Raw genomic sequence first — 13,716 nt, 5'->3', positions numbered from 1 at the left:
TTCTCCTCGTATGATTATAAAAAATTGAACGATTCAAAACCGGTGAGGGAGCACAGTAGTGAAGGTTCCCCATGCTCAGAGAGGAAATGCCGCGGCTGGAAGCATTTCTGCATGGTCCTGCACGAATGAACACTCCTTAGGTATCTCTCTGAAAGAAAAGTCGATTAGGAGAAATCGTAAATCAGGCGTTAACTGATTAAGAGGAAATACATTTGTGAGAAACTGTATTTCAACTAGGGTGGTACCACGGGAATAAACTCTCGTCCCTGACTTGTTCAGGGATGGGAGTTTTTTTGTTTTTCCGAGCCCACCTGCTTTGACCAGGCTTTTTGTAATTTACATATTAAATAAAATTAATTATTGAAAATAAAAGAGGAGGTAAAAGAGCCATGAATTTTAAAATCCCGAGAGGAACACAGGACATTCTTCCTGAGAATTCCCCTAAATGGCAGTATATCGAACAAAAAGCACATGATTTGTGCCGGAGATACAATTACAAGGAATTACGAACTCCTATTTTTGAACAAACTGAGCTGTTTACAAGAGGAGTAGGAGACACCACAGATATCGTCCAAAAAGAAATGTACACGTTCGAAGACAGAGGGGGACGAAGCCTTACGCTCCGCCCAGAAGGTACCGCTTCAGCAGTACGGTCTTACGTGGAGAACAAAATGCACGGCTGGGCTGACCAGCCTGTCAAGCTGTATTATATCGGGCCAATGTTCCGCTACGAGCGGCCGCAGTCAGGAAGAATGAGGCAGTTTGTACAATTTGGCGTCGAAGCAATGGGAAGTGATGATCCCGCGATTGACAGTGAAGTAATCGGACTTGCAATGGATTTATATAAAGAACTTGGACTGAAGAATCTGAAGCTGGTTATAAACAGCCTAGGTGATAAGGAGAGCCGCAATCAGCACCGGAATGCCCTTATCAATCACTTTAAACCAAGAATTTCCGAGTTCTGCGGCGATTGTCAGGACCGGCTTGAGAAAAATCCGCTGCGCATTCTTGACTGCAAAAAAGACAGAGATCATGAATTAATGAAGAGTGCTCCTTCTATTCTGGATTACCTGAATGATTCATCTAAAGAGTATTTTAATAAGGTGCAGAGTTATCTGAGCGATATGGGAATTGCATATGAAGTTGATGCGACTCTTGTGCGTGGTCTGGACTACTACAACAACACAGCATTTGAAATTATGGTAGATGGAGAAGGTTTCGGAGCAATTACCACCTTGTGCGGCGGCGGCCGTTATAATGGGCTCGTGGAGGAGATCGGCGGCCCTTCTGCACCAGGCATTGGATTTGCCCTTAGTATTGAACGTCTGCTCATGGCTCTTGAAACACAGGGAGTGGAGCTCCCGCTGAATCAGGGACTAGATGCCTACTTAGTAGTTATGGGAGATGAGGCGAAGAAACGCGCGCCTAAGCTTCTTCATGAAATGAGAGCAAAAGGTCTTACTGTTGACGGTGATTACATGAACAAGAAAATGAAAGCTCAGATTAAGGCAGCCGACAGACAAAATGCCGCTTATGCCTTAATTCTTGGTGAAGAAGAATTAGCTAATAACAGCATCATGGTAAAAGAACTGGAAACTGGAGATCAGGAGCTTGTCTCACTCGATGAATTATCAGGGTACTTATATTCAAGACAGTCTTAAAAGCCACGGATAAATGGTCTAATTTATCTAAATTACAACTACACGCAATTAACGGATACAGAAAGGGGATAAAAAAGTGAGCGAGAGAACACATATATGCGGAGAAGTAACAGAGCAGCTGACAGGAGAGAAGGTTCGCCTGCAAGGCTGGGTAAAGAAACGCCGGGACCTGGGGGAACTTATATTCATTGATCTCAGAGACCGTTCAGGATACGTACAAATTGTATTTAATGGAGAGAACAACCACCAGGCCCATGAAGCCGCTGAAAAAATCAGAAACGAATATGTAATCGAAGTCTTTGGCTCAGTAGTTAAGAGAGATGAGTCAAACGTAAATGAAAAAATACCAACTGGCAGAGTGGAAGTACTGGTAGAAGAAGTGTCTATATTAAACGCAGCAAAAGGATTGCCGTTTAACATTGAAGACAACGTGGAAGTTTCCGAGGATGTCAGGCTGAAATACCGTTACCTGGACCTGCGCCGTCCAAAAATGTACGAAACGATGAAGCTCCGCAGCCGTACTACCAAATTTATACGTGACTTCTTAGATAACGAAGAGTTTATGGAAATGGAAACACCAATGCTGACAAAAAGTACACCAGAAGGAGCACGTGATTATCTCGTCCCTTCCAGAGTCCATCCAGGGGAGTTTTATGCACTTCCGCAGTCGCCGCAGCTTTTTAAACAGCTTCTGATGGTGTCAGGTTTTGAAAGGTATTTTCAAATTACTCGCTGTTTCCGGGATGAGGATCTTCGGGCTGACCGCCAGCCTGAATTCACCCAGGTGGATATTGAGGCTTCTTTCCTCGGAAAAGAAAATCTGCTGGAAATGATGGAAACGATGATGGTTAAGCTGGTGAAGGAGCTGAAAGGCATTGAAGTAAAGGCTCCTTTCCAGCGGCTAACATATGAAGATGCAATGAATCGCTTTGGCTCAGATAAACCTGACACAAGGTATGGAATGGAGCTTGTTGACATCTCCAGCGCTGTTGAAGACAGTGGATTTAAAGTCTTTTCGAACACAGTGAAAAATGGGGGAGTAGTAAAAGGGATTTGTGTCAAAGGAGTAGCAGATCAATACTCCAGAAAAGATCTGGATAATCTAGGTTCCTTTGTTGAAATATACGGGGCAAAAGGACTCGCATGGCTGAAGGTGGAAGAAAACAACAGCCTGAAAGGCCCTATTGCCAAATTCTTCGATGAAACAGAAGCGGCCGCACTTTGTGAGGCATTTGAAGCAGAAGCAGGAGATGTCCTGTTCTTTGTTGCGGATAAAAAGAAAGTAGCATGGGATGCTCTTGGCGCCCTGCGAATTAAATTCGCGAAGGAACTGGATCTTGTTGATCCTCAACAGTTTAACTTCCTTTGGGTTACTGAATTCCCACTGCTTTCTTATGATGAAGAAGAAGGACGTTATCATGCGGAACACCACCCGTTCACACGTCCTGTGAAGGAAGATCAGGCTAAGCTTCTTGACGCACCAGAAGAAGTCAGGGCTGAGGCATATGACCTTGTATTAAATGGCTATGAACTTGGTGGAGGATCCCAGAGAATTTACGAGCGGGAACTTCAGGAACAGATGTTTAAAGCATTAGGTTTTTCAGAGGAAGAGGCAAAGGAGCAGTTTGGATTCCTTCTTGATGCATTTGAATACGGAACGCCGCCACATGGTGGTATTGCACTCGGGCTCGACCGTTTAGTAATGATCCTTGCAGGCAGAAGCAACCTGCGGGAAACAATAGCATTTCCTAAGACAGCAAGCGCCAGCTGCCTGCTGACGAATGCCCCTGCAGAAGTCAGTGACGCACAGCTGGAAGAACTGTCGCTGTCTATCAGGGAAAAAAGTAAAGATAAAGAATAGTAATTCATATGTTCCTGTACGTAAAACACGTACGGAATAAGTAGGATGAAAAAACAGGTCTCTTTATAAAGAGAGACCTGTTTTTTGAACGGCTTCCGGATATGCAAAGCTTATTTGATTAACCGTAATTTAAATTTTAAAATATGCAGGACAAATTTCAAGGAGAATCTGAAAATTTGTCCTGCTCTTTAACTCTTCCCCACACTATATAAAAATCTATAACTGCCTATTAAAATAGAGCAATAATGCTGCTTTCATAATTCCTCATCCTAATACTTTAAAAATTTTCAGTATATTTTTAAAAAAAGGTGTTTATAATTAACTACACCGGGAATAATACCGTCAAACAAAGAATTAGAACCCCGCTTTAGTAATTCTTAAGAAGATAAAACTACACTCCATAATCGTTACTTAATTTTAAGGGTCCTGTAGTGTACGATATTCATCCAACGTTTTGAGCCAACACTTTTACATTGGGAGCACAGCGTTCCGGCAGGGAGAGCAGGCCTTTTATTAACATAATGTGAGGAAGCTTGAATCGGCGGGCATGGCACCCACGTACTCAGGTCCAGGTTCAAAGCCAGGAAACCTGAAACGGCACATATGGGATCCTTAAATTTAATGCAGCAGAAAAGGCTTTCTGCTTCCGGCTGCGGAAGTGGAAAGCCTCTTTCTTATTTCGCGATCTTTTCAAGGTTGCCGTTTTTATCCATTCTGAATTTAGGAGAATGATGCTCTTCCGTTTCTTCCTCAAGAAGGGCCATCCTTCTCGCACGATTCATAATCTGTATAATGGATTGATAGTCTTCTTCGATAATTTGATGCTCTTCCTGAAGTTTGTTTAAGTGGGCTTCAAGATTTTTAACTTTTTCAGTTAGTTCATTATTTTTTAGTTTCAGAGCTTCATTCTCCTGCTTAAGCAAGCTTTCCTGATAACCGTTGCCGCTCATTTTCTGAAGAAATTTGATTACATCTTTTAAGGTAATCTCATTTTCTTCAGTCACAGCAGCAGGAGTTGTTACAGAAGGAGCAGGTGGAGTTACAGGTACGCTCTCCATAACTTCAGCGGGTTTGAACAACTGAGACTCCGGCTGTTGCGGAACTGAATATGCAGCAACTGGCTTTGACTGATATGCCAGCTGGCGCTTTCTGTCTTTACGATGCTTTTTTGCTAGTTTGATTGCATCGTCATACTTATCTCTTACGACTGCATTCCATCGGAAGCCGCATGCTGCTGAAGTGCGGTTCAGAGCATCCCCCACCTCGTCAAATGCTTTTAATTGAGTACTGCCCTCACGAATATGTCGAAGCACTGTTTCTGCCAATAATAGATCATCTTCTTCTGACCATGCGTCCTGTCTGACTTTCATAATGTCCAATCCTTTCTTATTCATAGACTTTGCTAAAAATGAATTTACTAATAAGATGGACATTATGTTTAAAAAATATACCATTCTACTGGAAACTTCAGAGTTTTGCTGAGAAACTGTCTATTTATCTCTTTCCCGCTGCTGGCGCATTTTATAATAATCAAGCCTTTTCTGAACCGTTTTTTCATACCCGTTTGCTGATGGGGTATAAAACTGTTTTGAAGCGAGATGGTCCGGCAAATACTGCTGAGGAACATAATTATGTTCAAAATTATGAGGGTATTTGTACCCTTCACCGTGACCAAGCTTTGAAGCTCCTTTATAATGAGCATCCCGTAAATGGAGAGGGACTTCTCCTGTTCTTTCTTTTTCCACAGTGCTAAGTGCGGCGTCTATTCCGCTTATTACAGCGTTGCTTTTCGGTGCTGTAGCCAGGTAAATTGCAGCCTCGGCAAGGGGGATGCGGGCTTCAGGCATACCGATGAATTCAACAGCATACGCAGCAGACTGAGCGATTAAAAGCGCGTTCGGGTCTGCCATTCCTATATCTTCAGCTGCATGTACATACAGTCTCCGGGCAATAAAACGAGGATCTTCACCTGCATAAATCATTTTTGCCAGCCAGTAGAGGACTGCATCCGGATCGGACCCGCGGATACTTTTAATAAAAGCAGACACAGTATCATAATGCTGGTCGCCTGTTTTATCGTATTTTACTATTCTTTGCTGAATGGAGGCCTCAGCGGTTTCCGTATCAATAACTATCTTACCTTCATCGTTTGGATCCGTTGTCAGGATCGCCAGTTCCAGAGCATTAAGGGCAGTGCGGGCATCCCCGTTTGAAACGTTAACAAGATGGCTTAATGCTCTGTCTTCAATGTCAATATCGTATTCCCCGAAGCCTCTTTCCTTATCTTTTACCGCTTTCAGGAGCACTTCTTTTATTTCATCGTCTGTTAGTGACTGGAGCCTGAACAGTCTGGAGCGGGAAAGAAGGGCTGGATTCACTTCAAACATAGGGTTTTCAGTTGTTGCCCCGATGAGAATAACCGTCCCGTCTTCCACGGATGGAAGGAGTGCGTCCTGCTGTCCTTTATTAAAGCGATGGATCTCGTCGATAAAAAGTACTGTTTTTTCTTTATCATATTTCAGGCGTTCTTTAGCGCGCTGAACTATTTCCCTTACATCTTTGATACCTGCTGTTACAGCATTAAGCTGTTCAAAACGGGCTGAAGTGGTATTCGCGATTACCTTAGCGAGAGTGGTTTTTCCTGTGCCGGGAGGCCCGTAAAAAATCATCGGTGTTAACCGGTCAGCTTCAATAGCTCTTCTCAGAAGGGTTCCCTGTCCCACAATTTCTTTTTGCCCAATAACTTCATCTATTGTTCTGGGCCGCATTCGCGCAGCAAGTGGCCCTTTCGGCGTATCTTTTTCGGAGTGGTCGAATAAATCCATTGCATAAACTCTCCTGTCTGTGTGCTAATTTACTCTGGCTTTGATAAACCTCGAGTTAACTCAATGTTTGAATCAATTTCATAATTCAAGATTTTCAATTTTTATATGAACGTTATTTTAAAATGTTGCTTTGTTGTTCGATTTACGCTACAGACGGACGCGTTCTGCGGGCACGGCTTCAACTAATTTTTGCCGGCTATACGCCGTCAAAAATGGATTTTCAGCTCGCGCTTTTCCCGCCAGAGTCGCCGTCTTACGCTGCAATCGAAAAGTCATGTTTGGCTTTTTTAAAGCTTATAGATTTAATTCATTCAAATGAATACATTTCATAAACCTGGATTTACAACGTTAATGGGCCATTATATTAAAAAAGTTGTTTTGTTGTTCGATTTACGCTTCAGACGGATGCTTTCTGCGGGCACGGCTTCAACTAATTTTTTACGGCTATACGCCGTCTATTTTCAGCTCGCGCTTTTCCCGCAGGAACGAGCATAATAATTCTAAATGTGTACATGTATGTATCTTATCACCATGATAACGATCATTCCATTTCTATGCTATAATTGGTAAGGTATATAAGGTAAACGGAAAATTCAGGGAACAGAGAAGAGGGAGACGAGTTTGAGAGGTTTACAGACAGAGAAACAGACCGACTTTAGATTATTGTTCCGGTGGGGGATATTTATCATTGGATTGATAATTATGAGCTTAGGCATTTCATTAACAATTCTGGCAGGCCTGGGAAGCGCTCCATGGGATGTGCTTCATATAGGCCTGACTGAACAGCTGGGATTAACGGTAGGCACCTGGACGATCATTATGGGTTTCCTTCTGTTAGTTGCTGCTACGATTTTGACGAAAGAGAAACCAAAACTCGGAGCTTATCTTAATATGCTCCTTGTAGGATTGTTCGTTGACTTTTTCCTGTTTGTTCTTCCACAGCCTGACGTTCTGCTTGTTCAGGCTTTAATGCTTACAGCTGGAATTCTTGTTATGGGTTTCGGAATAGGTGTGTATATTTCTCCGCAGTGCGGAGCAGGCCCCAGGGACAGCCTTATGCTCGCAGTAGCTGAAAGGACCCGTTTTACAGTAGCTCAGGTTAGGGTTACAATGGAAGTTATTGTGCTCTTCTTCGGATGGCTGTTAGGAGGGCCTGTGTTTATCGGTACGATTTTATTCAGTCTCACAATCGGGCATGTGACAGGTGTTTCACTGACATGGTGCAGAACCTGGGTAGACCGGCGTATGGAAAGAGGGATTAAAATTGAAAATATCAACTAAAGGCAGATACGGTTTAACAATAATGATGGCACTGGCGAAAAAATACGGGGAAGGCCCTGTCTCGTTAAAATCCATTGCCAAGGAAAATAATTTATCTGAACATTATCTTGAACAGCTTATCGCTCCGCTGAGAAATGCGACCCTGGTTAAAAGCGTCCGCGGTGCATACGGGGGATATATGCTAACAAAGGCACCTGAGGAAATAACCGCAGGCGATATAATCCGGGTCCTTGAAGGCCCTATAAGCCCGGTGGAAGTGATGGATGATGAAGAACCTGCGAAGCGGGATTTATGGATAAAAATCAGAGATGCTGTAAAAAATGTACTTGACAGCACCACACTGGCTGACCTTGCAGATTACGAGGGAGAAGGGGATCAGGAATACTATATGTTTTATATTTGACAGGGCAGAACGGCCTGTTAAAGTGAGCGGGGGATGGTGAAGGGATTTCATCAAAACACCTCGCTTTTCTTTTTGGTGAAAAACATGTATTCTTATTAAAGCTAATTACAGAGGTGGAAAAAATGAAACATATTTATCTTGATCATGCGGCAACATCTCCTGTTCACCCGGAAGTTTTTGAAGCAATGAAGCCGTATTACGAAACTAAATTTGGCAACCCGTCAAGCATCCATCATTTTGGAAGAGAAGCAAGGCGGGGGCTTGACGAAGCACGTGAATATATAGCAAAGTCAATAGGAGCATCGTTTGAAGAAATCATCTTTACAAGCGGCGGTACAGAGGCGGACAACCTGGCTATTATAGGTTATTCCATGGCTCATAAAGACAGAGGGAGACACCTGATAACCACAAAGGTAGAACATCATGGAGTCCTCCATGCTTTTGAATACCTGGAAAAACAAGGGTTTGAAGTTACGTATACAGATGTTGATGAAAATGGGTCGGTCAGTCCTGAGGCCATTGAAAGAGAGCTGCGGGAAGACACGATACTTGTATCCTGTATGTTTGGAAATAATGAAGTAGGGACTATTCAGCCGGTGAAAGAAATAGGCAGGGTGCTCTCGGAGCATAAAGCTGTTTTTCACACAGATGCTGTTCAGGCCTTTGGCATTGAGGAAATAGATGTGAATGAGATTCAGGCTGACTTCCTTGCCTGTTCCGCCCACAAAGTAAACGGGCCAAAAGGGATTGGCTTTTTGTACGCAAAATCCGGCCTCATTTTTAATCCATTGCTTTACGGTGGAGAGCAGGAAAGGAAAAGAAGAGCGGGAACGGAAAACGTTGCTGCCGCCGCAGGGTTTAAAAAAGCAGTTGAGATTGCTTTAGGTGAACGGCAGGACAGACGCAGAATTTATGAAGGCTACCGTAAGATAATACTCGAAACCCTCACTCAGGAGGAGATTCCCTATGAGATAAACGGGGACACTGAAAACTATCTGCCTCATATTCTGAACCTTAGTTTTCCAGGCATAAATGTAGAATCATTGCTCATGAATCTCGACCTGGAAGGTGTGGCAGTTTCAAGCGGTTCAGCCTGTACAGCAGGAAGCATCGACCCTTCACATGTGCTCACTGCCATGTGTGAGGACGAATCGAGAAGCCATTCAGCGATCAGATTCAGCTTTGGCTACGGCCTTTCTGAAGAAGATGTCAAAACAGCAGCGTTAAAAACAGCCCAGGTTGTAAAAAGACTCATGAAATAAAGCGAATCATAGACTCATGTTGATGTTTTGTGAAGGTTGATGAAAGCGGGTGACTAACGCTCTTTGAAGCATTGCCCGAGGTAAAGAGAACACTGCGAAATCGAACGGAGTGAAGATTAAGCAGATGTTGCGCTTATGCCTGTGGTGCAAGCGAGCGTCCTGAAGTGTAAATCGACAATAATGTAAAAACAGCATCAACTCAGAATAACAGACAGTAAGGAAAGGAGGCTTTTCTCATGTATGAAACAACAGAGAAACGACCTGAAGAAACAAGAGTAGTAGTTGGCATGTCAGGCGGCGTGGACTCCTCTGTAGCAGCCTATTTGCTGAAACAGCAAGGCTACCAGGTTATCGGAATATTCATGAAGAACTGGGATGATACCGACGAAAATGGTGTATGTACCGCTACAGAAGATTATGATGATGTAATCAGGGTCTGTAATCAGCTGGATATTCCATACTATGCAGTAAATTTTGAAAAGGAATACTGGGACAAGGTGTTTACGTATTTCCTTGAAGAATATAAAGCTGGCCGCACACCGAATCCGGATGTCATGTGCAATAAAGAAATAAAATTTAAAGCTTTCCTGGACCATGCCATGTCTCTTGGAGCAGATTATGTTGCAACCGGCCACTATGCGAACGTCCGCCGGAGCGAAAAAGGCGTAGAGCTTTTGCGGGGGAAGGATGACAATAAAGACCAGACATACTTCCTGAACGCCCTGTCCCAGGAACAGCTGCAGCATGTAATGTTTCCAATAGGAGATATTGAAAAGCCAAGGGTAAGGGAGATCGCTAAAGAAGCGGAACTGGCTACAGCGTCAAAGAAAGACAGTACTGGTATTTGTTTTATCGGTGAAAGGAATTTCAAAGAATTTCTGAGCCAGTATCTTCCGGCCCAAAAAGGGGAAATGCAGACCCTTGATGGTGAAGTAAAACGTCATCATGACGGTCTGATGTATTATACGCTAGGACAAAGACAAGGGCTCGGTATCGGCGGTCCTGGAGAGCCGTGGTTTGTTGTCGATAAAGACCTGGAAAGAAATGTATTATATGTGGGCCAGGGCTATCACCACCCGGCATTATATTCAGAAGGGTTAGTGGCAGACAATGTTAACTGGATTAATGAAGAGCCTGCTGAAGGAGAGGAATTCCGCTGCACGGCGAAATTCCGGTACAGGCAGAAGGACGAACCAGTAACAATTGTGAAAACAGGTGAAGGGTCACGTGTGAAAGTGGTCTTTGACGAGCCTCAGCGTGCTATTACACCAGGCCAGGCGGTCGTGTTCTACAATGAAGAAGTATGTCTCGGCGGCGGTGTAATCGATGAAGTTATTAAAAAGGACTGATAACCTGTCAGTCCTTTTTCCGCGTCCGGACCAGAAATACAGATGAGAACAAAAAGGAGCTAAAAAATGAGTACAGATAAAAATGAACTTGCAGTGAAAGAAATGAGAGATGGAAATATTGAACAGGCAGCAAAGTTATTAAATGAAGCAATCGAAGAAAACCCAAAAGATGCGGTAGCATACACTAATTTCGGCAACCTGCTGACAGCAGTAGGGGAAAATGAGAAAGCACTGATTTTTTACAATAAAGCAATTGAACTGGATAAAGATCTTGCCACAGCCTATTACGGAAAGGGCAATCTGCTGTATAATAATGAGAAATACGTTGAAGCAGTTGATGCGTACCAGGAAGCTCTGAACAGAGGTCTGAATGAAGGTGATGTTTATTACATGCTCGGTATGAGTTTCTATCAGCATGGTGATCTTGGAAGAGCCCTTCCCGGTCTTCAGCGGGCGGCAGAACTGAACCCTGAAGATACAGAGGCGAAATTTCAGTACGGGCTTACTCTTGCCCAGCTGGAACAGATCGATGAAGCCATTCCGGTACTTAACGAAGTGATTGAACTGGATGAGAATCATGCAGACAGCTATTTCAACTTAGGTGTAGCCTACACGTATAAAGAAGAGCTTGAAAAAGCACTTCGTATGTTTGACAAGGCACTTGAGATTCAGCCCGATCACTTGCTCAGTGCCAACGGAAAAAAACAGGTTGAACAGCTGCTTGAACAAGGCGAGTAAAAGAAAGAAGGTTTTTGTATGGCTGAAACGTCCCCTCAAGAAGAGAAAAACTTTATAAAAGGCGAGCTGGCACATCTCATATACCATAATGAAGAATCTCTCTACACTGTGGCTAAAATAAAAGTCTCCGATTCTTCCCAGCCTGTGGAAAATAAAGAGGCGACCATTGTAGGAGTAATGCCGGCTCCTGAGCGGGATGTTGCTTATCTTTTTCATGGCCATTTTACAGATCATCCCAGGTTTGGGCGACAGTATAAAGTCGAACAGTTCAAGAAAGTGATGCCAGAAACAGAACAGGGGATTATTCTGTATCTTTCCAGTGACCGTTTTCCCGGAATAGGGCGAAAAACGGCGGAGAAAATTGTCGGTACTCTCGGAAAGCAGGCCGTATCCCTGATTATTCAGGATAAAGGTGTGCTTGAAAAGATCCCGGGTCTTAAGCCTGAAAAAGCAGAGGATATTTATGATACGCTGCTAGAAGACCAGGGTATTGAGCAGGTACTTGTACGGCTTTACGAGTTCGGATTTGGACTCCAGCTTGCTATGAAGGTTTACCAGACATATAAAATTGAAGCACTCGACGTAATAGAAAACAATCCCTACAAGATGATTGAGGACGTGGAGGGTATTGGTTTTGGCAGAGCCGATTTAATCGGGAGAAAGCAAGGCCTGACTGGCAACCATCCTGACAGAATTAAAGCGGCAATTCTATATACTGTTAACGAGAGTTCAATGAACGAAGGCCATGTTTATGTAAGAACGGAAGACATGATTGAAGAGGCAAAAGAGCTTCTTGAACGCGAAGGGGGAGAAATCATTACTCCTCTTGAGATTGCTGATCAGGTCATCGCCCTCGGCGAGGAAGAGAAAATTATAGTGGAAGACAAAAGAGTGTATTTACCGTCTCTATATTTCGCAGAGCAGGGTATCGTTACTAATATTAACCGGCTTATTGAACAGAAAAAAGAGCTGGATGTATTCCCAGATGCTGAATTTTTAAAGGCACTGGGAAAGGTGGAAGAATCTCTGGGGATCAGCTACGCGCCTTCCCAGCAGGAAGCGGTGAAACAGGCGCTTCATTCTCCTGTCATGATTCTTACCGGAGGTCCTGGAACTGGAAAAACTACTGTTATAAAAGGTCTTGTAGAGGTATTTGGCCAGCTTAAAGGAATATCCGTAGACCCGGAAGATTATGATAAAAAATCAACATTCCCGGTACTAATGGCTGCTCCTACAGGAAGAGCCGCCAAACGGATGAGCGAGTCAACAGGGCTGCCTGCCTCAACTATTCACCGGCTTCTGGGTTTTAAAGGAACCGAGGATGATTTCGATCATGACGAACATGAACAGCTGGAAGGGGAGCTTATTATTCTGGATGAAATGTCCATGGTGGATACGTGGCTGGCAAATCAGCTTTTTAAAGCCATACCTGACAATATGCAGGTAATTATGGTAGGAGACGAAGACCAGCTGCCTTCTGTAGGTCCTGGCCAGGTTCTCTCTGATCTGCTCACTTCAGACAGGATCCCATCTGTACAGCTCACAGATATTTACAGACAGTCTGAAGGATCCAAAATCATTGAATTCTCTCATGACATAAAGGATGGGAGCCTGCCAGAGGCTATAGATGGAGCCAGCAAGGATCTTCGTTTCTTTCCATGCGGCCAGCCCCAGGTACCTGAAGTTATCCGGCAGATTTGTGATAAAGCGAGAAAGAAAGGATATACTGCCAGAGATATACAAGTGCTTGCTCCTATGTACAGAGGGGTTGCGGGTGTGGAGAAGCTGAACGAGATCCTCCAGTCTCTCTTTAACCCTCCTTCTGACCAGCGCAGGGAAGTGACTTTTGGCAGTTCTGTCTACCGGGTGGGAGATATGGTGCTCCAGCTTGTCAATAATCCGGAAGAAAATGTTTTTAACGGGGACAGAGGCGAAATAGTAGCAATATTTACAGAAAAAGAAAATACGGATCGGGAACTCAAGATCATTATATCCTTTGATGGTATCGAAGTTTCCTACACGAAGCCCGACTTATCCCAGATCACCCATGCATACTGCTGTTCCATACACAAATCCCAGGGAAGCGAGTTTCCGATCGTAATAATGCCAGTTGTAAAAGGCTATCACCGGATGCTCAGAAAGAAACTTATCTATACAGGAATTACCCGGGCAAAGGATTTCCTTCTCCTTTGCGGAGACTGGAGTGCTCTTGATTACGCGGTGAAAAATGACAAAGACCTTGAAAGGCATACGACTTTGAAAGAAAAACTCACTAATGACTCTATGGAAGAGATATACCAGCATGAAACTAACGGTGTATTCCCAGACTAAAAATG

The 13,716-nt window shown here is 43.7% G+C and carries 10 protein-coding genes, 1 other RNA gene and 1 other annotated feature; of the genes, 9 read left to right on the top strand and 2 right to left on the bottom strand.

All coding sequences use genetic code 11. From position 1 onward, the window contains the following. Positions 1-33 precede the first annotated feature (33 nt). Positions 34-271 (top strand) — a binding site (T-box leader). 118 nt (positions 272-389) lie between these two features. The 3 genes from hisS to ssrS all read left to right on the top strand — a co-directional run bounded on the left by hisS (position 390) and on the right by ssrS (position 4,136). Continuing rightward, complete coding sequence (gene hisS / locus BK582_RS23170; RefSeq protein ID WP_078597299.1) at positions 390-1,661, top strand: histidine--tRNA ligase; 1,272 nt, start codon at positions 390-392, stop codon at positions 1,659-1,661. Positions 1,662-1,737: 76 nt separating this feature from the next. Further along, entirely contained in the window at positions 1,738-3,522 is a 1,785-nt protein-coding gene (gene aspS / locus BK582_RS23165) for an aspartate--tRNA ligase (protein ID WP_078597298.1), read from the top strand. Positions 3,523-3,942: 420 nt separating this feature from the next. Then, positions 3,943-4,136, top strand: a non-coding RNA gene (gene ssrS / locus BK582_RS23160) — 6S RNA. 60 nt (positions 4,137-4,196) lie between these two features. On the opposite strand, the gene BK582_RS23155 is transcribed toward ssrS, so the two are convergent. Both BK582_RS23155 and BK582_RS23150 read right to left on the bottom strand, forming a co-directional pair. Continuing rightward, positions 4,197-4,892 (bottom strand): RsfA family transcriptional regulator, encoded by a 696-nt coding sequence (locus tag BK582_RS23155; protein ID WP_078597297.1) that lies wholly within the window; start codon positions 4,890-4,892, stop codon positions 4,197-4,199. Positions 4,893-5,012: 120 nt separating this feature from the next. After that, complete coding sequence (locus BK582_RS23150; RefSeq protein ID WP_078597296.1) at positions 5,013-6,347, bottom strand: AAA family ATPase; 1,335 nt, start codon at positions 6,345-6,347, stop codon at positions 5,013-5,015. A gap of 621 nt (positions 6,348-6,968) precedes the next feature. On the opposite strand from BK582_RS23150, the gene BK582_RS23145 reads away from it, so the two are divergent. The 6 genes from BK582_RS23145 to recD2 all read left to right on the top strand — a co-directional run bounded on the left by BK582_RS23145 (position 6,969) and on the right by recD2 (position 13,711). Beyond that, entirely contained in the window at positions 6,969-7,628 is a 660-nt protein-coding gene (locus tag BK582_RS23145) for a YczE/YyaS/YitT family protein (RefSeq protein WP_078597295.1), read from the top strand. Continuing rightward, the gene (gene cymR / locus BK582_RS23140) at positions 7,612-8,031 is read left to right on the top strand and encodes a cysteine metabolism transcriptional regulator CymR (RefSeq protein WP_078597294.1); all 420 of its coding nucleotides are present in this window, start codon (positions 7,612-7,614) and stop codon (positions 8,029-8,031) included. The genes BK582_RS23145 and cymR overlap by 17 nt, the downstream gene beginning before the upstream one ends. Positions 8,032-8,153: 122 nt before the next feature. After that, positions 8,154-9,293, top strand: a complete 1,140-nt coding sequence (locus tag BK582_RS23135; protein ID WP_078597293.1) for a cysteine desulfurase family protein — start codon at positions 8,154-8,156, stop codon at positions 9,291-9,293. Between the two features lie 236 nt (positions 9,294-9,529). Continuing rightward, the gene (gene mnmA, locus BK582_RS23130; protein ID WP_078597292.1) at positions 9,530-10,642 is read left to right on the top strand and encodes a tRNA 2-thiouridine(34) synthase MnmA; all 1,113 of its coding nucleotides are present in this window, start codon (positions 9,530-9,532) and stop codon (positions 10,640-10,642) included. Between the two features lie 66 nt (positions 10,643-10,708). Next, a complete protein-coding gene (locus BK582_RS23125; protein ID WP_078597291.1) occupies positions 10,709-11,380 on the top strand; it encodes a tetratricopeptide repeat protein in 672 nt (223 codons plus the stop codon). An 18-nt stretch (positions 11,381-11,398) separates the two neighbouring features. After that, a complete protein-coding gene (gene recD2, locus BK582_RS23120; protein ID WP_078597290.1) occupies positions 11,399-13,711 on the top strand; it encodes an SF1B family DNA helicase RecD2 in 2,313 nt (770 codons plus the stop codon). Positions 13,712-13,716 lie beyond the last annotated feature (5 nt).

The sequence above is a fragment of the Evansella clarkii genome, from assembly GCF_002019695.1.
GTDB lineage: Bacteria > Bacillota > Bacilli > Bacillales > Salisediminibacteriaceae > Evansella > Evansella clarkii.
This window is presented reverse-complemented; position numbering and strand designations above follow the sequence as displayed.

Coding starts and splice junctions, on each gene's coding strand:
- hisS (WP_078597299.1), top strand. CDS start 390: ATGAATTTTAAAATCCCGAGAGGAACACAGGACATTCTTCCTGAGAAT.
- BK582_RS23155 (WP_078597297.1), bottom strand. CDS start 4,892: ATGAAAGTCAGACAGGACGCATGGTCAGAAGAAGATGATCTATTATTG.
- BK582_RS23150 (WP_078597296.1), bottom strand. CDS start 6,347: ATGGATTTATTCGACCACTCCGAAAAAGATACGCCGAAAGGGCCACTT.
- BK582_RS23135 (WP_078597293.1), top strand. CDS start 8,154: ATGAAACATATTTATCTTGATCATGCGGCAACATCTCCTGTTCACCCG.
- mnmA (WP_078597292.1), top strand. CDS start 9,530: ATGTATGAAACAACAGAGAAACGACCTGAAGAAACAAGAGTAGTAGTT.
- BK582_RS23125 (WP_078597291.1), top strand. CDS start 10,709: ATGAGTACAGATAAAAATGAACTTGCAGTGAAAGAAATGAGAGATGGA.
- recD2 (WP_078597290.1), top strand. CDS start 11,399: ATGGCTGAAACGTCCCCTCAAGAAGAGAAAAACTTTATAAAAGGCGAG.